Annotated in this window: 17 protein-coding genes; 14 read left to right on the forward strand and 3 right to left on the reverse strand. The window is 63.4% G+C overall.

The annotated features are described in order from the left end of the window. Positions 1-39 precede the first annotated feature (39 nt). Positions 40-660 carry a nucleotidyltransferase family protein gene (locus PAN31117_RS03090; protein WP_150736877.1) on the reverse strand — a complete coding sequence of 207 codons (621 nt, stop codon included), beginning with the start codon at positions 658-660 and terminating at the stop codon, positions 40-42. A gap of 142 nt (positions 661-802) precedes the next feature. Here PAN31117_RS03090 and PAN31117_RS03095 point away from each other — a divergent pair, with 142 nt between their 5' ends. Then, positions 803-1,429 (forward strand): YqaA family protein, encoded by a 627-nt coding sequence (locus tag PAN31117_RS03095; protein ID WP_150736878.1) that lies wholly within the window; start codon positions 803-805, stop codon positions 1,427-1,429. A gap of 57 nt (positions 1,430-1,486) precedes the next feature. Here PAN31117_RS03095 and PAN31117_RS03100 read toward each other — a convergent pair whose 3' ends face one another. Next, positions 1,487-3,709: a xanthine dehydrogenase family protein molybdopterin-binding subunit gene (locus PAN31117_RS03100; RefSeq protein ID WP_150736879.1), complete on the reverse strand. Its 2,223-nt coding sequence runs from the start codon at positions 3,707-3,709 to the stop codon at positions 1,487-1,489. A gap of 17 nt (positions 3,710-3,726) precedes the next feature. Continuing rightward, positions 3,727-4,185: a (2Fe-2S)-binding protein gene (locus PAN31117_RS03105; RefSeq protein ID WP_150661316.1), complete on the reverse strand. Its 459-nt coding sequence runs from the start codon at positions 4,183-4,185 to the stop codon at positions 3,727-3,729. A 585-nt stretch (positions 4,186-4,770) separates the two neighbouring features. Between PAN31117_RS03105 and PAN31117_RS03110 the strand changes: the two genes are divergently transcribed. The 13 genes from PAN31117_RS03110 to aspS all read left to right on the forward strand — a co-directional run bounded on the left by PAN31117_RS03110 (position 4,771) and on the right by aspS (position 21,575). Next, positions 4,771-8,766 (forward strand): DUF3683 domain-containing protein, encoded by a 3,996-nt coding sequence (locus PAN31117_RS03110; protein ID WP_150736880.1) that lies wholly within the window; start codon positions 4,771-4,773, stop codon positions 8,764-8,766. Positions 8,767-8,845: 79 nt separating this feature from the next. Continuing rightward, complete coding sequence (locus PAN31117_RS03115) at positions 8,846-10,534, forward strand: Na+/H+ antiporter (RefSeq protein WP_150736881.1); 1,689 nt, start codon at positions 8,846-8,848, stop codon at positions 10,532-10,534. 74 nt (positions 10,535-10,608) lie between these two features. Continuing rightward, complete coding sequence (locus PAN31117_RS03120; RefSeq protein ID WP_150736882.1) at positions 10,609-11,046, forward strand: HIT family protein; 438 nt, start codon at positions 10,609-10,611, stop codon at positions 11,044-11,046. Between the two features lie 110 nt (positions 11,047-11,156). Continuing rightward, positions 11,157-11,570 carry a gamma-butyrobetaine hydroxylase family protein gene (locus PAN31117_RS03125; RefSeq protein WP_150575642.1) on the forward strand — a complete coding sequence of 138 codons (414 nt, stop codon included), beginning with the start codon at positions 11,157-11,159 and terminating at the stop codon, positions 11,568-11,570. 59 nt (positions 11,571-11,629) lie between these two features. Continuing rightward, complete coding sequence (gene ubiE, locus PAN31117_RS03130; RefSeq protein WP_150736883.1) at positions 11,630-12,364, forward strand: bifunctional demethylmenaquinone methyltransferase/2-methoxy-6-polyprenyl-1,4-benzoquinol methylase UbiE; 735 nt, start codon at positions 11,630-11,632, stop codon at positions 12,362-12,364. A gap of 227 nt (positions 12,365-12,591) precedes the next feature. After that, positions 12,592-13,575, forward strand: a complete 984-nt coding sequence (locus PAN31117_RS03135; protein ID WP_150736884.1) for a Tim44 domain-containing protein — start codon at positions 12,592-12,594, stop codon at positions 13,573-13,575. Between the two features lie 146 nt (positions 13,576-13,721). Continuing rightward, positions 13,722-14,345, forward strand: a complete 624-nt coding sequence (locus tag PAN31117_RS03140) for a ubiquinone biosynthesis accessory factor UbiJ (RefSeq protein ID WP_174990785.1) — start codon at positions 13,722-13,724, stop codon at positions 14,343-14,345. Between the two features lie 3 nt (positions 14,346-14,348). Continuing rightward, on the forward strand, positions 14,349-15,908 hold the full coding sequence (gene ubiB / locus PAN31117_RS03145) for a ubiquinone biosynthesis regulatory protein kinase UbiB (RefSeq protein ID WP_150736886.1): 1,560 nt from the start codon (positions 14,349-14,351) through the stop codon (positions 15,906-15,908). Between the two features lie 47 nt (positions 15,909-15,955). Next, on the forward strand, positions 15,956-16,606 hold the full coding sequence (locus PAN31117_RS03150) for a methyltransferase domain-containing protein (RefSeq protein WP_150736938.1): 651 nt from the start codon (positions 15,956-15,958) through the stop codon (positions 16,604-16,606). 395 nt (positions 16,607-17,001) lie between these two features. Further along, positions 17,002-18,447 (forward strand): high affinity choline transporter 1, encoded by a 1,446-nt coding sequence (locus tag PAN31117_RS03155; protein ID WP_150736887.1) that lies wholly within the window; start codon positions 17,002-17,004, stop codon positions 18,445-18,447. A gap of 235 nt (positions 18,448-18,682) precedes the next feature. Further along, entirely contained in the window at positions 18,683-19,030 is a 348-nt protein-coding gene (locus PAN31117_RS03160; protein WP_150665570.1) for an FmdB family zinc ribbon protein, read from the forward strand. A 50-nt stretch (positions 19,031-19,080) separates the two neighbouring features. Next, positions 19,081-19,725, forward strand: coding sequence for a DUF502 domain-containing protein (locus PAN31117_RS03165; RefSeq protein ID WP_039396100.1), 645 nt, complete (start codon positions 19,081-19,083; stop codon positions 19,723-19,725). A 47-nt stretch (positions 19,726-19,772) separates the two neighbouring features. Further along, entirely contained in the window at positions 19,773-21,575 is a 1,803-nt protein-coding gene (gene aspS, locus PAN31117_RS03170) for an aspartate--tRNA ligase (protein WP_150736888.1), read from the forward strand. Positions 21,576-21,662 lie beyond the last annotated feature (87 nt).

Consider the following 21,662-nt stretch of genomic DNA (forward strand, 5'->3'; position numbering starts at 1 on the left):
TGGTCTTTCGGGGGAAAACTGGAAAGGGGAGTGCGCGCCCTAGCGTAGGTCGTCTGGGGTGTCGATGTCGCGCACGATTCCGGCGTCGTCGACATCGACGATCGTAATGTGCTCGCTAATCAACAGGTCGCGCGCGCCGATGTCGCCATCGAGGGCGGCAAGACGTGAGGTATAGGCGGAACCGAACGCGACGGGATGGCCGCGCTGTCCCCGATAACTCGGGGCGACGATGGCTTCGGGCGACGTGAGGCCGTTCGCAATCGCGCGCAGGGTATTCGGGTGGATGTAGGGCATGTCGGCCAGCGCGACGAGCCAGCCGTCGAGATGTTCGAGGCCCGGGGGCGGTTCTTCGTCGGAGGCGGCATTAATGCCAGCCGCGAGCGTCGCGCCCATGCCGCGCTTGGTGGCGTGGCTCATGACGACCTCACAACCCGCCTGCAACAGCACGTTCTCCAGCTCGGCCGAGTCCGGGCGCACGACCGCGATCACGCGCGGCAATGCGGCCAGCAGCGCGTGGGCGCTGGCGAGGGCAACGGGTCGGTTCAGGGGATCTCCGGGCAGCGGCGCGAGCAGCTTGTTCCGGCGCCCCGCCGCGTCGAAGCGGGTACCGAGTCCGCCTGCCAGTAGAATGGCCACGGGCGGCGTCGAGGGTCGGGTCATGGGCATGCATTATGCGCCAGACTTTTTGTTTCTGCCAAACGCGTGTGTCCGCATTCGCCGTGTCGTTGGCCGACCGTCTGGTCGGTTGGGGACGGTGGCGTTGCGGTGTTTTTCGGTCGGATCTTGCTTTCTGCGGAGCTGCATGGAGTCGTTCATCACCTGGCTACTGGGCGTGTTGGCGTTGCCCGGCGTGGGCCTGCCCGCCATTTTTCTCGTGTCGTTTCTCTCCGCCACGCTGCTGCCGATGGGCTCGGAACCCGCGCTCTTCGGCTACGTAGCGCTCAATCCGCATATGTTCTGGACGGCTATTGTCGTGGCGAGCGTGGGCAATACGCTCGGCGGCATGCTGGACTGGTGGATGGGGTTCGCGGCGCGTCGCGCGTTCGTGCGGCTCAAGGCGCGCCGACGGGCGCATGCGCGGGCCGCGGCTGTCGGTGGTGTGACGCTCGCGGTGGAAGCTTCGGTTGGGAAAGGAAAGGTAAGCGATGCGGCGGCTGCGGGAGACGGCAACCCGCCGATGAGCGAACGCTACACGCGCTGGATGCGCCGCTTCGGCCCGCCACTGCTCCTGCTCTCATGGCTGCCCGTTGTCGGCGATCCGCTGTGTACCCTTGCCGGATGGCTGCGACTCTCGTGGCGTTCATGCCTCGTCTACATAGCGATTGGCAAGACACTCCGCTACATCGCCATCACCTACCTGATGCTGCGTGTGCCCGAATCGTTCTGGCAAGGCATCTTCGCGCCGTTCAAGCATCTGCTCGTCGGGTGACATTGCCCCGGTTCGGCAAGTGATTTGCCGAACCGGGTTTTCGTCGAAAAAGGCTGCTTACGCGGTCGTGACTTCGAACGGCAGGGCGCGCTGACGCTTGCCAGTCAATGCAAAGACGGCGTTCGCATACGCCGGTGCCAACGGCGGCAGACCCGGCTCTCCCATCCCGGTCGGTGCGTCGCCCGAGCTGACCACGTGCACATTGATCGCGGGCATGTCGGTCAGACGCGCCACCGTGTACTGGTGGAAGTTGCTCTGCTCGACTTCGCCATCCTTGAGCGTGATCGCCGCACCCGGCAGTGTCGTGCCGAGTCCCATCAATGCCGCACCTTCGACCTGCGCTGCAACCGTCAACGGATTGACGGCGAAGTTGCAATGCACGCCCGCCGTGGCACTCACCAGACGCGGTGCACCGTTGCGCATCTCCGCCACCACCACGTAAGCGACCACCGAGTCGAACGACTCATGCACGGCCACACCCCACGCCTGTCCCTCAGGCAGTTTGGTCTTGCCGTATCCCGAACGCTCCACAGCCAACGCCAACGCCTCACGGTGACGCGGATGCTTGTCGCCCAACAACGCATAGCGGTACGCGACCGGGTCCTGGCCCGCATTCTTCGCCAACTCGTCGATCAACGTCTCCATCACGAACGCCGTGTGGGTGTTGCCCACCGAACGCCACCACAACACCGGCACGTTGACCTTCGGGCTGTGTAGCGTCAGGCGCAACGGCACCGCGTACGGGGTGCCCGAGACACCCTCGACACTCGTGCCGTCGATGCCGTTCTTCACCATCATCTTCTCGAACGGCGTGCCCGCCAGAATCGACTGGCCGACGATGGTGTGATTCCACGCAAGCACGTTGCCCTTGGCGTCCAGACCGATCTCGGCACGGTGCACGTACATCGGACGGTAGTAGCCACCGTGAATGTCGTCTTCCCGGCTCCAGATGACCTTGACCGGCTCGCGATGGCCCGCACGACGCCACGCCTTCGCGACTTGTGCCGCCTCGACACCGTAATCGGACGTCGGCACCGCACGACGGCCAAATCCGCCGCCCGCCATCAGCGTATGCAGCTTGACCTGCTCAGGCTTGAGGTCGAGCGTGCGAGCAATCGCTGCCTGATCGACGGTCTGGAACTGCGTGCCGGTCCATACTTCCGCGCCCTTGTCCGACATCTGCACGGTGCAGTTCAGCGGTTCCATCGGGGCATGGGCAAGGTAAGGGAAGCTGTACTCGGCCACCAGCGTCTTGGGTGCGCCCTTGAGCTTGGAGACGTCGGTGTCAATGGCGACGGTGCCCGGCGTCTTCGCCATTTCCTTGTACTTGGCCAACTGCGCCGTGGTGTCGACATGCTCGACGCCGCTGGTGTCCCATTCGGCCTTGAGCGCATCGCGGCCGGTCTTCGCCTGCCAGTAGCCATCGGCGATGACGGCGACGGCGGTGCCGCCACGGTCGTCAGGAATTTCAAGGACGTCACGCACGCCCTTGACGGCCTTTGCCGCCTTGGCGTCGAACGTCTTCACCTTTGCGCCGAACACCGGTGGACGCGCCACGACCGCTACCTTGAGGTTCGGCAGCTTGAAGTCCATGCCGTACATCGGCGTGCCGGTCGACTTGGCTTTGGCATCCAGACGACCCGTCGGCTTGCCGAGCAGGCGGAAGGCGGACGGATCCTTGAGCGCAACATTGGCCGGTACCGGCATGGCCTGCGCCTTAGCGGCGAGGCTGCCGTATGTAGCGCGCTTGCCGTTCGGGCCGAGCACGACACCCTTTTCGGTGCGCAACTGGTCGGCCGGGACTTTCCATTGCTCGGCCGCCGCTGCAATCAGCATCGCGCGCGCCGACGCGCCAATGCGCCGGTACTGCATCCACGAGTGCGCAATGGAGCCGGAGCCGCCCGTCATCTGGATGCCGAACATCGGGTCTTTGTAGACGTCGGCGGCCGGGGCCAACTCGCCACGGACCTTCGACCAGTCGCAATCGAGCTCTTCGGCGACGAGCATCGGCAGCGCCGTTTGCACGCCTTGTCCGAAATCGAGTCGGTTGACCTGAATGGTGACGGTGTCGTCCGGGGCGATGTGCAGGAAGGCGGACGGCACGACCGCTGCCGGGGCCGCACCCTGCGCACTGGCCGTGCGCATCATGCCGGGCAGCGACATTTCCAGCATCAGGCCGCCCGCTGCAATGGCGGACGTCTTGAGGAAGCCACGGCGGCTCACGCCGGTGAAGTCGCCCACGGGCACGCCGGGACGTTGGGAGAAACGAAGTTCACGCATGTTGGTGTCTCCTCGCCTCAGGCCAGCGACGATGCGGCGTCTTTGATGGCCGCGCGAATGCGGGCGTACGTGCCGCAACGGCAGATGTTGCCCGCCATTGCGGTATCGATCTGCTCGTCGTTCGGCGTCTTGTTATCGCGCAGCAGGGCGGTAGCCGACATGATCTGGCCGCTCTGGCAGTAGCCGCACTGCGGCACGTCGTGCTTGACCCACGCGGCCTGCACGGCTGCGCCGACCGGATCGGCACCGACGTTCTCGATGGTGGTGATCTTCTTGCCTTCGACGGCAGACACAGGGGTGACACAGCTACGGATAGGCTGGCCGTCGAGGTGGACGGTGCAGGCACCGCACAACGCCATGCCGCAGCCGAACTTGGTGCCGGTCATGTTGAGCGCGTCGCGCAAGGTCCAGAGCAGGGGAGTGGCGGGGTCGACGTCGACCTTCACCGTTTTGCCGTTCAGTTGGAACGAAGCCATGAAAGCACCTCTTGATGGGTGGATAAGTCGGGGGACGGCTAGAACATACTCCCATTCCATGGAAATTTCAGTTCAGAAGTGCGACGCAAGTCGTTGTATCCAAAGGAATATAGCGATCTGCTTTTATGGTGAAAGTTAGGGGTGGGGCTAGCATTGGCGTCGTTGTGAAGCCGTCGTCAACGTAGCGATGAAGCGCGCCGCAGGTTCACCCGCGGTGGAAAAGAGTGGATCCACGCGTCACGCAGGGGTTTTCGGCGCGGCGCCGACGTGTTGCGGTGCAATGAAGTACAATTCGACCTACATTCCCCTACCAACACTTTCCCAAGCCGGAAGAAAGATCTGGGCATGCGCACTAACTGCCTCACCCCTCTGTGCTTCTGCCCGATGACCGAGCACGATTCGTCATCGGCGTCCTTGCACGGCAGTCGTCGATCTCGTTGACCGCAGATTGACCGTTGCCGGCCCGCGCGCACCCCTTGCGCCTGCGGTCGGCACGCCCAGCGCATACCCTATTTTGACTTTCGGCGCGTCCCGCGAGACGAACGCCGACGGCGGATGCACCGCCGCAATGACGAGCCCGACAAGATGAACGCACCCTTGCCTGCCTTCGAGCCGCACGACGCTAAGCATGCCGTAGCCGCTCAACCTCCGCGTCTGCGTGAAATTCCCTACAACTACACGTCGTTTTCGGACCGCGAAATCGTCATGCGCCTGCTCGGCGCGGACGCCTGGGCGATCCTCGACGAACTCCGTGCCGAACGCCGTACCGGCCGCTCGGCACGCATGCTGTACGAAGTGCTCGGCGACATCTGGGTGGTGCGCCGTAACCCATATCTGCAAGACGACCTGCTCGACAATCCGAAGCGTCGCAAGCTGCTGATCGACGCGCTCGACCACCGTCTGAACGAGATCGACAAGCGTCGCCGTGCCGACGTGGCAGAACACGCCGATGCGCATGGCCGCGAGCGCGCAGCCCGCGTCGAACAACTGGAAGTGGCCGCGCGCCGCGCCGTGGCGGACTTCGCCGCCGAGTTCGAGAAGATGGCGGAATTGCGCCGTCGCGCGAAGAAGGTGCTCGGCCGCACGACCGCCAGCGACAACATCAAGTTCGACGGTCTGTCGCGCGTCTCGCATGTGACGGACGCGACCGACTGGCGCGTGGAATATCCGTTCGTGGTGCTGACCCCGGATAGCGAAGCCGAAATGGCGTCGCTGGTGAAGGGCTGCTTCGAACTGGGGCTGACAGTGATCCCGCGTGGCGGTGGCACTGGCTACACGGGCGGCGCGATTCCGCTCACGCCGTTCTCGGCCGTCATCAATACGGAAAAGCTGGAACAGCTCGACGAGGTCGAATACTTGCAACTGCCGGGCGTCGACAAGCCGGTCGGCACGATCTTCTCGGGTGCTGGCGTGGTCACGCGACGTGTGGCCGAAGCCGCCGAGCGCGCCGGGTTGGTGTTTGCAGTGGACCCGACGTCGATCGACGCTTCGTGCATCGGCGGCAACGTCGCCATGAACGCCGGTGGCAAGAAGGCCGTGCTGTGGGGCACCGCGCTGGATAACCTCGCCTGGTGGCGCATGGTCGATCCGCAGGGCAACTGGCTGGAAGTCACGCGTCACGATCACAATCTCGGCAAGATTCACGACATTCCGGTCGCCCGCTTCGAACTGAAATGGTTCGACGGCAATCAGGCACCGGGTGAAGTGCTGCTCAAGACCGAGATGCTTGAGATCGAGGGCAAGCGTTTCCGCAAGGAAGGCCTGGGTAAGGACGTGACGGACAAGTTCCTCGCCGGTCTGCCGGGCATTCAGAAGGAAGGCTGCGACGGCCTGATCACGAGCGCGCGCTGGATTCTGCACAAGATGCCCGCGCACACGCGTACGGTCTGTCTGGAATTCTTCGGCCAGGCGAAGGAAGCGATTCCGAGCATCGTCGAAATCAAGGACTACATGTTCGCGCAGACGGCTGCGGGCGGCGCGATTCTGGCCGGTCTGGAGCATCTGGACGAACGCTATCTGCGCGCCGTGGGCTATGCCACGAAGTCGAAGCGCAACGCGTTCCCGAAGATGGTGCTGATCGGCGATATCGTCGGCGACGACGACAACGCGGTCGCACAAGCGACGTCGGAAGTCATTCGCATGGCCAACGGCAAGAGCGGCGAAGGGTTCGTCGCCGTGTCGGCCGAGGCGCGCAAGAAGTTCTGGCTCGACCGCTCGCGCACGGCGGCCATCGCCCGCCACACGAACGCCTTCAAGATCAACGAAGACGTGGTGATTCCGCTGCATCGCATGGGCGAGTACACGGATCACATCGAGCGCATCAACATCGAGCTTTCGCTCAAGAACAAGCTGCAACTGGTCGACGCGCTCGAAACGTTCTTCGAAGCGGGCAATCTGCCGCTCGGCAAGACGGACGACGCGAATGAAATTCCGTCGGCCGAAATTCTCGAAGATCGCGTGCAGACCGCGCTCACGATGCTGCGCGAGGTGCGCGCTCGTTGGGAGTATCTGCGCGACAACTTCGAGATGTCGCTCGCCGACGCCATTCCGCTGCTCAACCGTCACGGCATTCGCGATATCAACGTCGCGCTGAACGACCGTCTGAACAAGCATCCGGAAACGCGCCTCATCGATCTGCTGCAAGACCGCACGGTGCGCATTTCGTGGAAGCAGGAGATTCGCGCCGAACTGCGTCAGATCTTCACCGGCGGCGAGTTCAAGCCGATCCTCGACGAAGCGCAGGCGATCCACAAGCGCGTGCTGCACGGTCGTGTGTTCGTAGCACTCCACATGCACGCTGGCGACGGCAACGTGCACACGAACATCCCGGTGAACTCGGACAACTACGAGATGCTCCAGGATGCGCACAAGGCCGTGGCCCGCATCATGGACATCGCGCGCTCGCTCGACGGCGTGATCTCGGGCGAACACGGCATCGGTATCACCAAGCTGGAGTTCCTGACGGAAGCGGAAATCGGCGAATTCCGCGCGTACAAGATGCGCGTGGACCCGGAAGGGCGCTTCAACAAGGGCAAGCTGCTCAATCTGCCCGAACTGCCCGCCGATTTGCGCAACGCCTATACGCCCAGCTTCGGGCTGATGGGTTACGAGTCGCTGATCATGCAGCAGTCGGACATCGGCGCGATTGCCGACAGCGTGAAGGACTGCCTGCGCTGCGGCAAGTGCAAGCCGGTATGCGCCACGCACGTGCCGCGCGCAAATCTGCTCTACAGCCCGCGTAACAAGATTCTCGCAACGTCGTTGCTCATCGAGGCGTTCCTGTACGAAGAGCAGACGCGCCGTGGCGTGTCGATCAAGCATTGGGACGAGTTCAACGACGTGGCCGATCACTGCACGGTCTGCCACAAGTGCGTCACGCCGTGCCCCGTCAAGATCGACTTCGGCGACGTGACGATGAATATGCGCAACCTGCTGCGCAAGATGGGCAAGAAGAAGTTCAATCCGGGCGCCGCCGCCGGTATGTTCTTCCTGAACGCGACCAATCCCGAGACGATCAACATCACCCGCAAGGTGATGATCGACTGGGGCTATAAGGCGCAACGCTTCGGTGCGGACATCTTCAAGAAGATCGCCAAGAAGCAGACGGCCCATCCGCCTGCAACGGTCGGCAAGCCGCCGCTGCGCGAAGAGGTGATCCACTTCGTCAACAAGAAGATGCCGGGCAACCTGCCGAAGAAGACGGCACGCGCGCTGCTCGACATCGAAGACAACAAGGTGGTGCCGATCATTCGCAATCCGAAGGCCACCACGGTGGACTCGGAAGCGGTGTTCTACTTCCCGGGCTGCGGCTCGGAGCGTCTGTTCTCGCAGGTCGGTCTCGCCACGCAGGCGATGCTCTGGCACGTGGGCGTGCAGACGGTGTTGCCGCCGGGCTATCTTTGCTGCGGCTATCCGCAACGCGGATCGGGGCAGGGCGAGAAGGCCGAGAAGATCGTGACGGACAACCGCGTGCTCTTCCATCGCATGGCCAACACGCTGAACTACCTCGATATCAAGACGGTCGTGGTGTCGTGCGGCACTTGCTACGATCAGCTCGCGGGCTACGAATTCGAGAAGATTTTCCCGGGCTGCCGAATCGTGGACATCCACGAGTACCTGCTTGAGAAGAACGTGAAGCTCGAAGGTGTGAACGGTACGCGCTACATGTATCACGATCCGTGCCACACGCCGATCAAGACGATGGACCCGGTCAAGCTCGTCAACCAGTTGATGGGCAGCGAGAACGACGGCTACAAGATCGAGAAGAACGATCGGTGCTGCGGCGAATCGGGTACGCTGGCGGTCACGCGTCCGGATATCTCGACGCAGATCCGCTTCCGCAAGGAAGAGGAGATGCGCAAGGGTGCGGCGAAGCTGCGGGCGGACGGCAAGGTGGAAGACGTCAAGATCCTGACGAGTTGCCCGTCGTGCCTGCAAGGTCTGTCGCGCTACAACGACGACGCCGATGTTACCGCCGACTACATCGTCGTCGAGATCGCGAAGCATATTCTGGGCGATCAGTGGCTGGTGGACTACGTCAAGGATGCAAACAACGGCGGCATCGAACGCGTGCTGGTCTGATGCACCTCTCACCCCTCGTGCGCCTCTGGGGGACGCGGCCGATGCCTGAGCATTGGACTCGACGGACCACGGAGGTGGCATGGAGGTAGTCTACACAGCACTGATCCTGCTGTTTGTGGTGGCGCTGACCGGCGTGCTGGTCAGCTTCGTCAGATTCCTGCCGGTCCCGCTCGTGCAGATCGCCGTGGGCGCCGCGCTCGCCTATCCGGGCGCGGGCCTGCACATCGATCTCGATCCCGAGATCTTCTTCCTGCTGTTCATCCCGCCCTTGCTGTTTGCCGACGGCTGGCGCATGCCCAAACGCGAGTTCTGGCACCTGCGCGTGCCGATCGTCGCCATGGCGCTCGGTCTCGTGATCTTTACGGTGCTAGGCGTGGGCTACTTCATCCACTGGATGATCCCGTCGATTCCGCTGGCCGTGGCGTTCGCGCTCGGTGGCGTGCTCTCGCCGACCGACGCCGTCGCCGTCTCCGCGCTCACCGGGCGCATGCGCATGCCCACTCGGCTCATGCACGTGCTTGAAGGCGAGGCGATGATGAACGACGCGTCGGGCCTCGTCGCGTTCAAGTTTGCGCTGGTGGCCGCGACCACGGGCATCTTCTCCATTGGCAACGCCACGTTCTCCTTTTTCGTCATCGCGCTGGGCGGCCTGCTTGCGGGTTGGGCGGTGACGTGGCTTTTCACGCAATTCCACCGCCGTGTGCTGGACGCCTCCACGGAAGAGCCGGCGACCGTGGTGCTGCTTCTGCTGCTGATGCCGTTCGCCGCCTATCTGCTCGCGGAGCACTTCGGTTTCTCGGGGATTCTGGCGGCCGTGGCGGCGGGCATGACGGTGAGTTCGACCGATCTGCTGAATTCCCGTACTGCGACGCGCATTCTCGGCAACGGGGTGTGGTCGATGCTCGAATTCGTCTTCAACGGCTCGGTGTTCGTGCTGCTCGGCCTGCAACTGCCGGACATCGTGCGCGCGGCGCTCCGTCCGAGTGAGCATCTGTGGGGAACGCTGTCGAATCTCGGCGAGCTGATGTTCTACGTCGGCGCGATTTCAGCCGTGCTTATCGTCCTGCGCTTCTGCTGGGTCTGGGTGGCGTGGCGCGTGATGTATTTCCTCGGCATGCGTCGCGGCGAGATCACGATGAAGCCGGGCATGCGCTTCACCGGCGTGACGGCGCTCTCCGGTGTGCGCGGCGCAGTGACGCTGGCCGGTGCGCTTTCCGTGCCGCTGGCGCTGCCGGGCGGCGCGCCGTTCCCGGGGCGCGATCTGTTGATCTTTCTCGCGGCCGGTGTGATTCTGCTTTCGCTCATCGGTGGCAGCCTCGGGTTGCCGATCCTGCTGCGCGGTGTGCGCTGGCCGGTCGAAGACCCGCGCAATCGCGAGATGGGCGAGGCGCGGCTGGCAGCGTCCGAAGCGGCGATCCGAGCGGTGGAGTCGCTGCAGAAGATGATTGCCAAGTCGGGCGACGAATTGGATACGGCCGTGTGCGCGGAAGCGGCGGCGCGGGTGATGGGGCGGTATCGCCGCACGCTCAATGCTGCGACGGCGACCGAAGAAATGCGTGAGCGCGCGGTGCGTGAGGTCGAGGTGGAGCGGCGCCTGCGGGCCGCCGCGTTGCAGGCGGAGCGCGTGGAGTTGTCGCGTCTGCGCATTACCCACCGCATCAACGACGAAACACTGCGCGAGCTGCTCAGCGAGATCGACTTCGCCGAACTCGCGCTGGGGCCGGTCGATCCGGCCACTGGCAAGCGTCGCAAAGGAAAGAAGCACTGACGTGTGCTGTCCTTTTATTGCTTTCATCGCGTTTGGGACGGCGCCACGACAGGCCAACGGGAGGGAGAATCATCATGGAATGTCCGTTTTGCGCCGGTGACGGCGGCGAAGTGGTGTGGCGCGACCCGGTGTTGCGCGTGGTGCTGGCGAGCGAGCAGGGTTATCCGGGCTTCGCCCGCGTGATCTGGAGCGAGCACGTCGCGGAGATGAGCGATCTGCCGCAAGCGGCGCGCGAGCATGTGATGCGCGCCGTGTTCGCCGTCGAGACCGCACAGCGCACAGTGATGTCGCCGCACAAGGTCAACGTAGCGAGTCTGGGCAATATGGTGCCGCACGTACATTGGCACGTGATTCCGCGCTATCGCGACGACATCCACTTCCCGGGTTCGGTATGGAGCGCGCCGCAGCGCGAGCTGCCGGACACGGTGATCGCAGAGCGATCGGCATGGCTGCCGGCGTTGCGCGAGGCCATCGTGGCAGAATTGGAACGCATGCCGGGCTGGCCTGCCTGATTCAGCGACCTGACTGAGCACGCCTGAGCGGCTATACTGCCCGCCGATGTGCCGTATGTGGCACTCGCGCAGCATGTGCGCGCGGCGACCGAATTTTCTGGAGCAAGATCATGGCTGGGCTGGAGAAAGACACGCCGATTCCCGTTTCCCTGACGCTGCATCGCGCATCCAAGGTGCTGGAACTCGGTTACGAAGACGGCAAGACCTACCGCCTGCCGTTCGAAATGCTGCGCGTGCTCTCGCCGTCGGCGGAAGTGCGTGGTCACGGGCCGGGGCAGGAGACGCTGCAAACCGGTAAGCGTGACGTCACGCTGAACGGTCTGGAGCCGATCGGCAATTACGCCGTGCGTCCCGTCTTCTCGGACGGTCACGACACCGGCATCTATTCGTGGGATTACCTCTACGAACTGTGCGTGCGTCAGGACGCGCTGTGGCAGGAATATCTGGACAAGCTCGCGGCAGCGGGTGTCGATCGCGACACGCCGATGGTGTCGCCCGCGGCCGGTGGCTGTCACCACCATTGAGGCCCCGGCGCCGCACACACCCGAGTGTGTGCCCGCTTACCTGATTTTGGAGATGTGCAATGGGTGATCAGACCCACTTCGGTTATACGACCGTCGACGAAAAGGAAAAGGCTGGCAAGGTTGCCGAGGTGTTCCATTCCGTCGCGAGCAAGTACGACATCATGAACGACCTGATGTCGGGAGGCCTGCACCGCATCTGGAAGGCGTTCACCATCGGACGCGCCGCCGTGCGCCCCGGCTTCAAGGTGCTCGACATCGCTGGCGGTACGGGCGACTTGTCGAAAGCGTTCGCACGTGCGGCGGGCCCGACAGGCGAAGTCTGGCACACCGACATCAACGAATCGATGCTGCGTGTGGGCCGCGATCGCCTGCTCGACGAGGGGATCGTCACGCCGTCGCTGCTGTGCGACGCCGAGAAGCTGCCGTTCCCGTCGAACTATTTCGACGTGGTGACCGTGGCGTTCGGCCTGCGCAACATGACCCACAAGGACGCTGCGCTCGCGGAAATGCGGCGCGTGATCAAGCCGGGCGGCAAGGTCATGGTGCTGGAGTTTTCGAAGGTCTGGCAGCCGCTGGAAAAGGCATACGACGCGTATTCGTTCAAGGTGCTGCCGTGGCTGGGCTCGCGCATCGCGGGCGACGCCGACAGCTATCGCTATCTGGCCGAGTCGATTCGTATGCACCCGGATCAGGAAACACTCAAGACGATGATGGAAGACGTCGGGCTGGAGCGCGTCGAGTATCACAACCTGACCGCCGGTGTCGTCGCCCTGCACATCGGGCGTAAGTTCTGAGTACATACTTACTTACCTGATCGTCCAGACGACATGCAGCGCCCCGGATTGCGGTGAAACGCCTCGCCGGGGCGTTTTGTTTGCCATCCCCTAAGTACAAGCTAATTTTGCTGTGGCAGAATCGCCCATCGCCTTATCTGGTTTCAGTACGTAAAAAACGTCTGAACCATTTGGGTTGACGTCTGTCAGTACACAGCAACCTATAACTCCACGGAGAGACCAGAACGATGTTCCAGTTCCTGAAAAACAAGCTGTTGTTGGGCGTTGTGGCCGGCGTAGTGGCGGTCGGCATGACGATCGCGGACGCTGACGCCAAGCGCGTTGGCGGCGGCCGGAGCATCGGCAAGCAGTCCAACACCGTGACGCAACGCCAGGCAACGCCGCAGCAGCCGGCGCAAGCCGCCCCGGGCGCAGCCCCGACTCAGGCCGCTCCGGCGGCCGCTGGCGCGGGTGCCGCAGGCGCGGCCGCAGCCGCCAAACCGGCCAACCGCTGGCTCGGACCGATCGCCGGTCTGGCCGCAGGCCTCGGTATTGCCGCTCTGTTGTCGCACTTCGGCATGGGTGGCGCGTTCGCCAGCATGATGGCCAACGTCATCATCATCGCGTTGATCGCGTTCGCCGTGATGTGGCTGATCCGCCGCTTCCGTGGCAATAAGTCGCAGTCCCAGACGCCGGCTTATGCAGGCGCGGGCAACGACGCATCGTCGAACAATTCGCTGCGTCAGCAATGGGATAACCAGCAGCAGCCGCAGCAACCGCAGCAGACCGCCTTCCAGACGGCTGCCCCGGTCGCCGCAGGTGCCGCAGCCGGTGCCGCTGCAGCCGAGTCGTTCGGTGTGCCGGCCGGTTTCGACGCGGAAGGTTTCCTGCGCAGCGCGAAGGTGTACTTCAACCGTCTGCAAGCCGCCTGGGACAAGGGCGATCAGGCCGATATCAACGAGTTCACCACGCCGCAGATGTTCGCGGAAATCAAGATGGATCTCGAAGAGCGCGGTAAGTCGACCAACCGTACGGACGTCGTGCAACTGGACGCCGAACTCCTCGGCATCGAGCAATCGACCAGCGAGTACATGGCCAGCGTTCGCTTCTCGGGCCTGATCCGTGAAGCGGAAGGTGCCGCCGCCGAGCCGTTCAACGAGGTGTGGAACCTGACCAAGCCGGTGACCGGCAACGGTGGCTGGGTGCTCGCCGGGATTCAGCAGCTCGCTTAAGCTGGCGACGTTTTTGGCGTAACCTGCCTTACAATGAGAGCCCGCGCGTCAAAGCGCGGGCTCTTTTGTTTTTGCCGTCCGAAGGTTGTCTGCGGACGGCGTCTATCGGTGCGACCGGTGTTCAGCGCCGGCCGGCCGCCAAGCCCATGACCGTAGCCGCCAAAGCCTTTGCCGCCACCGTGAACCATTTGCTTGCCCGCGAACCGTGGGCACGCGACCGTCTGCGCCATCATGTGGGCGCGTCCGCCCGGCTGGCCATGTCGGCAATCGACGTGCGCCTGCGAGTGGGCGACGACGGCTATCTGGCCGCCACTGAGGCGGACTTCCCCTGCGACGTCAGCATCTCGGTGCCCCCGGCAGCGCTGGCCGACTTCGCGGGCGGCGGACAGGCCGCCGTGATGCGTCACGTCAAGATCGAAGGCGACGCCGAGTTCGCCAATACGGTGTCCTATCTGGCGCAACATCTGCGCTGGGAAGTGGCCGAAGACCTCAGCAAGGTCATCGGCGACGCCGCAGCCCATCGCGTGACGGAGACCGGCCGCGCGGCCGTCGCCGGCGCTCGCCGCACGGGCGGCACGCTGATGCGCTCGCTGGCTGATTACCTCGTGGAAGAGAACCCGCTGCTGGTGGCGCGTCCGCGTCTGGATGCGATGCGCACCGACATCGGCACACTGCGCGACGACCTCGCGCGGCTGGAAAAGCGTATCGAGAAGCTGGAACGTCTGAAGGGCTCGCCCGATGCGGCGTCCCGCACTACCGGAGGCCGTTGAGTGATGCGTCTCCTGCGTCTCATCAAGATTTTCTTCGTCTGCTATCGCTATGGACTCGACGAGCTGGTGCTCTCGAGCATTCCGCATCCCTTTACGCGCGGGTTGCTGCGCGTGCTCACGATCGGACGTAGCGGGCTGAAGGCGCCGCGCGGCGAACGCTTGCGTCTGGCGCTCGAATCGCTGGGTCCGATCTTCGTAAAGTTTGGGCAGGTGCTCTCGACGCGTCGCGATCTGATGCCGCCGGACATCGCACAGGAACTGGCGCGCTTGCAGGATCAGGTGCCGCCGTTCGATCCGCAGGTCGCACATGCGAGCATCGAAAAGTCGCTGGGTCGTCCGCTCGACGAAGTGTTCGTCGAGTTCGAGCGCACGCCGGTGGCGAGCGCATCGATTGCGCAGGTCCACTTTGCGCGGGTTCGCGATGGCGAGCACGCAGGCAAGGAGGTTGCGGTCAAGGTGCTGCGTCCGAACATGCTCAGCGTGATCGATAGCGATCTGGCGCTGATGCGTGATCTGGCCGGTTGGGTGGAGCGTCTGTGGCCGGACGGCAAGCGCCTGAAGCCGCGTGAGGTCGTGGCCGAGTTCGACAAATATCTGCACGACGAACTCGACCTGATGCGCGAAGCCGCCAACGCGGCGCAACTGCGTCGTAACTTCATCGATTCCGGCATGTTGATGGTGCCGGAGATCTATTGGGAATTCAGTTCCAGTTCCGTGCTCGTGATGGAGCGCATGCACGGCGTGCCGATCAGCCAGATCGACGTGCTGCGCGAAGCGGGCGTCGATCTGAAGAAGCTGGCGCGCGAAGGCGTCGAGATATTCTTTACGCAGTTCCTGCGCGATGGCTTCTTCCACGCCGACATGCACCCGGGCAACATTCTCGTGAGCCTGGATCCCGCAACGTTCGGACGCTACATCGCGCTCGATTGCGGCATCGTCGGAGCGCTGTCCGAATTCGACAAGAACTATCTCGCGCAGAACTTCCTCGCGTTCTTCCGTCGCGACTATCACCGGGTGGCGTCGCTGCATCTGGAGTCGGGCTGGGTGCCGCCGGACACGCGTGTGGAAGAACTCGAAGGTGCCATTCGCGCGGTGTGCGAGCCGTACTTCGATCGTCCGCTCAAGGAGATTTCGCTGGGGCTGGTGCTGATGCGTCTGTTCCAGACGTCGCGTCGCTTTAACGTCGAAATTCAGCCGCAACTCGTGTTGCTGCAAAAGACGCTGCTCAACATCGAAGGGCTGGGACGTCAGCTCGATCCCGATCTGGATCTCTGGAAGACCGCCAAGCCGTTCCTGGAGCGTTGGATGGCCGAACAGATCGGGCCGCGCGGCTGGCTGGAGCGTTTGAAGGCGGAAGTGCCGCAGTGGAGCAAGACGATGCCGCAACTGCCGCGGCTCATTCATCAGGCGCTGGCGGCGCATGCACGTCCGCAGGACGACACGCTGCTGCTCGCGCTCCTTCAGGAGCAACGCCGCACCAACCGCCTGCTGACGGGCGCATTCTGTCTGGTCGGCGGGATCGCCATCGGTGTGCTGACGGCGTTTGTGTGGTTGTATAGCTGAGCGTTGAGCAGGGGACGGACGTGGTCGTGAATCGTAGACATTCGATAGTGCTCCACGCCTCGCGCGAAGGAGATTCGCCAGAGAAGAGCGGGGCGACGCTTGTTCCCTCGTTTGCTCATCGCGATCCGTCGCGCGCGGAATTCTGGGACGAACGTTTCGCCAGCGCCTTCATGCCGTGGGACGCCGCCGGTGTTCCACAGGCGCTGCGCGAGTTCGTGGCAGGCGAGGGGGCGGCACGCGCCACGCTGATCCCCGGCTGTGGCGCTGCGTACGAAGCCGCGTGGCTCGATGCGCAAGGCTGGCCGGTGCGGGCCATCGACTTTGCGCCAGGGGCCGTCGATGCGGCCAAGGCGCAATTGGGCGCGCGGGCGTCGCTCGTCGAGCAAGCCGACTTTTTCGCCTACACGCCACCGTTCGCGCTCGACCTGATCTATGAGCGCGCATTCCTCTGTGCGTTGCCGCGTGATCTCTGGGCAGGCTACGCCCGTCGTATGGCGCAACTGCTGCCGTCGGGCGGACGTCTCGCCGGATTCTTCTTCCTCAAGGAAACGCCGAAGGGGCCGCCGTTCGGCATCGCGCCGGAAGCCCTCGACGCATTGTTGTCGCAGGATTTCATTTGCGAAGCCGACCGTCTCGTCGACGACTCGGTGCCCGTCTTTGCCGGGGCTGAACACTGGATGGTCTGGCGGCGGCGCTGATGTCTCGCGCCGGGCGACTGGGTCGTCGAGGCCTCTTGGCGACGCATTTGCGCAACACGTCGCTGACGTCAACTGCGCCTAACCGCCGACAGTCACTCGGTATTTCCCGATACTTGCTACGATCCATCCGGGGATTTGTGACTTTTTTCCCCGCGCATCCCGCGCGCCGCTATAATCGGCCCAAAATTTTTTCCCCAGGTGGCAAAAACGGGCGCTCCCGAGCGCTGAATCGCATCAGCCCCGTCATGCACGACCTGATTTTCTGTTGCCCGGAAGGCTGCGGCCCAAGGCTCGGTTTCGTTGGCTTGCGCGGCGGCTTCTGTCGGCCGGATCACGCCCGCCTTTGACGTTTCCCTGCCGCAACCGTCGCTCTGGGGCTTGGCTGGGGCCGCGTTATGCTGATCTGGTTTGTCATTCTGTATTGGGTCATTTCGGTGGCTATCGGGCTGTTGGCCGCCCTCAAGGTCCGCAATACCAAGGATTTCACCGTCGCTGGCCGTCGTCTGCCTTATGGCATGGTCGTGGCTGTCGTGTTCGCGACCTGGTTCGGCTCGGAAGCAGTGCTCGGCATTCCTGCGACGTTTATCGGCGAGGGCCTGCGCGGCGTGGTCGCCGATCCGTTCGGCTCGTCGATGTGTCTGGTCCTCGTGGGCATGTTCTTCGCCCGCAAGCTGTATCGCATGAACCTCATGACGATCGGCGACTTCTACAAGCTCAAGTACAACCGGACGGTCGAAGTGGTGACATCGGTCGCCATCGTCATCTCGTACCTCGGCTGGGTCGGTGCACAGATCAAGGCGCTGGGCCTCGTGTTCCATACGGTGTCCGGCGGCGCGATGTCGGAGCCGACGGGCATGATCATCGGCGCGGTCTCGGTGCTGGCTTACACGCTGCTGGGCGGCATGATTTCGGTGGCCGTGACCGACTTTATCCAGATGATCATCATCGTCGTGGGGCTGGTCTACATCGCCGTGGTCGTGTCGGGCATGGTGCCGGGCGGGGCGAGCGCAGTGATTGCGCACGCCTCCGAAGCGGGCAAGTTCGTGTTCCTGCCGGAGATGAATCCGGCGGATGTCTTAGCGTTCATAGCGGCCGGCGTCACCATGATGTTCGGCTCGATCCCGCAGCAGGATGTGTTCCAGCGTGTGATGTCGTCCAAGTCGGAGAACATTGCCGTCTCCGGTTCCGTGACGGGCGGCGTGCTGTACTTCTTCTTCACGTTCATTCCGATTTTCCTCGCCTACTCGGCGCTGCTGATCGCCCCGTCTATGGTGCAGAAGTACATCGGCACGGACCCGCAACAGATCCTGCCGCAGTTGGTACTCACCAGCGTGCCGATCGTCGCCCAGGTCATGTTCTTCGGGGCGCTGCTCTCGGCCATCAAGAGCTGTGCGTCGGCGACGCTGCTGGCACCGTCGGTGACGTTTGCGGAGAACATCATTCGTCCGATGCTCAAGGGCCGGATCGACGACAAGCATCTGCTGCGTCTGATGCGTATCGTCGTGCTCTGCTTTACGGCGCTGGTGCTGGTGTACGCCATGAACTCGAAGGCGTCGATCTTCCAGATGGTCGAGAGCGCGTATAAGGTCACGCTCGTGTGCTGCTTCGTGCCGCTGGCGTTCGGTCTGTACTGGAAGCGCTCCAGCTCGCTGGGCGGTACGCTGGCCGTGTTCTTCGGGCTGATCGTGTGGATTGCCTGCGAAGCCCTCGCACCGGAAGCGCTGGTGCCGCCGCAACTGGCCGGTCTGCTGGCGTCGATCGCGGGGATGGTCGTCGGCTCGCTGCTGCAACCGGCCTCGGAACGCGGTCAGCCGCCGGAGCAGCAGGTCTCGACGATCTGACCCTGGCGGACTGAGTCTGCCGCTGCGGTGCATGTGAGTGCTCGCTGGGGCAGGGCAAGAGGGCGGCGGCAGTCGCCCTTTTCCATTGATGGCGCGGCTTGCCACGCGGATCGCGGCGACGCCCGGTATTGATCTTGCCCCACGACGCCCCCATTTATCTCCGTACAAATCCCGAAAGCCTTGTTAAGCGGTTATAATTCAAGGCTTTGCGCGCCTTTTTCCGTCGAAAAGAATCATGCCTATCTATGCCTATCGTTGCGAAACATGCGGTTTCGCCAAGGATGTGCTGCAAAAAATGAGCGATGACCCGCTCACCCAGTGCCCCGAATGCGGCAAGGACTCGTTCCGCAAGCAGGTGACTGCTGCCGGGTTCCAGCTCAAGGGCTCGGGATGGTATGTGACCGATTTCCGCGGTGGCTCCGGCGGCACGAGCGCACCGGCAGCGGGCGCAGCAGCATCGGCCGCCCCGGCAGCCGCTTCGTCGGGCGAGAGCGCCTCCGCATCGTCGAGTGCAGCTTCGGCTGGTGGCGAGTCGTCGAGCGCCCCGGCAGCGAGCTGCGGTGGCGGTTGCGCCTGCCATTGAGCCGAATATTCCCTGACCCCCAGTAGCCGACCACATTCGCGAGTCCTGCCATGAGCGTCAAAAAACCCGCGTTGAAGACGATTTTCCTCACCGGCCTGCTGGTGCTGGTGCCCCTCGCCATCACGCTTTGGGTGCTCGGCCTGATCATCGGCACGATGGATCAGACGCTGCTGCTGCTGCCCGATGAGTGGCAGCCGTCGCGTCTGCTTGGCTTGCGCATTCCGGGCTTCGGGGTGATCGTCACGCTCGCCTTCGTGTTCGTCGTCGGCCTTCTGACGCATAATTTCATTGGCCAGAAGCTGGTCGGCTGGTGGGAAGCCATTCTGACGCGCATTCCCATCGTTGGACCCTTGTACGGCAGCGTCAAGCAGGTCTCCGACACACTGCTCTCGAGCAGCGGCAACGCGTTTCGCAAGGCGTTGCTCGTGCGTTATCCGCACGGCGAGTCCTGGACCATCGCTTTCCTGACCGGCGCGCCGGGTGGCGACGTGGTTAATCACTTGCAGGGCGAGTATGTGAGCGTCTATGTCCCGACGACGCCGAATCCGACCTCGGGCTTCTTCCTGATGATGAAGGCGAGCGACGTGATCGAACTCGACATGACGGTCGACGCTGCATTGAAGTACATCGTATCGATGGGCGTGGTGGCGCCCGCCCACAACCCGCGCCAACAACGTCCCGGTCCGCTCCTGTGAGTCACCGGGGTCTGTCGACGCCATTTTTTGAAAATCGGAACAGCAAAATGTCCATGCGTACCTCCTACTGCGGTCTGGTGACCGAGCAACAACTGGGCCAGACGGTCAAGCTTTGTGGCTGGGTCAATCGCCGTCGTGATCACGGCGGGGTCATCTTCATCGACCTGCGCGATCGCGAAGGTCTGGTGCAGGTCGTGTGCGATCCGGACCGCGCTGAGATGTTTAAGGCCGCCGAAGGCCTGCGCAATGAGTTCTGCGTGCAGATCACGGGTCTCGTGCGCAGCCGTCCGGCTGGCACCGAGAACGCCAACCTGACGAGCGGCAAGATCGAAGTGCTGTGCCACGAGCTCCAGGTGCTCAATCCGTCGGTCACGCCCCCGTTCCAGCTCGACGACGAAAACCTGTCGGAAACCACGCGCCTCACGCATCGCGTGCTGGATCTGCGTCGTCCGCAGATGCAATACAACCTGCGCCTGCGTTACAAGGTGGCGATGGAAGTGCGCAAGTATCTCGACGCGCAAGGCTTTATCGACATCGAAACGCCGATGCTCACGAAGAGCACGCCGGAAGGCGCGCGCGACTACCTCGTGCCGTCGCGTGTGAACGCTGGTCAGTTCTTCGCGCTGCCGCAGTCGCCGCAGCTGTTCAAGCAGCTGCTGATGGTGGCTGGCTTCGACCGCTACTACCAGATCACCAAGTGTTTCCGCGACGAAGACCTGCGCGCTGACCGTCAGCCGGAATTCACGCAGATCGACTGCGAAACCTCGTTCCTCTCGGAGCAGGAAATCCGCGATCTGTTCGAGAACATGATCCGTCACGTGTTCAAGGAAGCCATCGACGTCGAACTCGACGCGAAGGTGCCGGTCATGAAGTACTCGGAAGCGATGCGCCGCTTCGGTTCGGACAAGCCGGACCTGCGTGTGAAGCTCGAATTCACCGAGCTGACCGACGTGATGGGCGACGTGGACTTCAAGGTGTTCTCGGTGCCGGCCACGACCGAAGGCGGCCGTGTGGTCGCCCTGCGCGTGCCGGGTGGTGCAGAAATCTCGCGTAGCGAAATCGATGCGTACACCGACTTCGTGAAGATCTACGGCGCGAAAGGTCTGGCCTGGATCAAGGTCAACGAAGTGGCCAAGGGCCGCGACGGTCTGCAAAGCCCGATCGTGAAGAACCTGCACGACGCCGCAGTCGCTTCGATCCTTGAGCGCACTGGCGCGCAAGACGGCGACATCATCTTCTTCGGCGCGGACAAGGAAAAGGTCGTCAACGACGGTATCGGCGCACTGCGTCTGAAGATCGGTCATTCGGAATTCGGCAAGTCGCACGGCCTGTTCGAAGCCGGCTGGCGTCCGCTGTGGGTCGTCGACTTCCCGATGTTCGAGTACGACGAGGAAGACGCCCGCTGGGTCGCTTGCCACCACCCGTTCACGAGCCCGAAGGACGAGCACATCGATTACCTCGAGACCGACCCGGGCAAGTGCCTGGCGAAGGCCTACGACATGGTGCTCAACGGCTGGGAAATCGGCGGCGGTTCGGTCCGTATCTTCCAGGAAGACGTGCAGAGCAAGGTGTTCCGCGCGCTCAAGCTGGGTGAAGAAGAGGCGCGTGCGAAGTTCGGCTTCCTGCTCGACGCCCTGCAATACGGCGCACCCCCGCACGGCGGTATCGCGTTCGGTCTGGACCGCGTCATCACGATGATGGCCGGTGCCGATTCGATTCGCGACGTGATCGCTTTCCCGAAGACGCAACGTGCACAGGATCTGCTCACGCAAGCGCCGTCGCCGGTCGACGAGCGTCAGCTGCGCGAACTGCACATCCGTCTGCGTCAGCCGGAAGCGCCGAAGGCGTAAGCCGACGCGTCGCATCCGCAAGCTACTGCCGAGACCTGTGTCCCGGCGTGGCGAGCCGGTTGAAAAACCCCCTTTGCCGCGAGGCGA

The organism is Pandoraea anapnoica, from assembly GCF_902459765.1.
Lineage (GTDB): Bacteria > Pseudomonadota > Gammaproteobacteria > Burkholderiales > Burkholderiaceae > Pandoraea > Pandoraea anapnoica.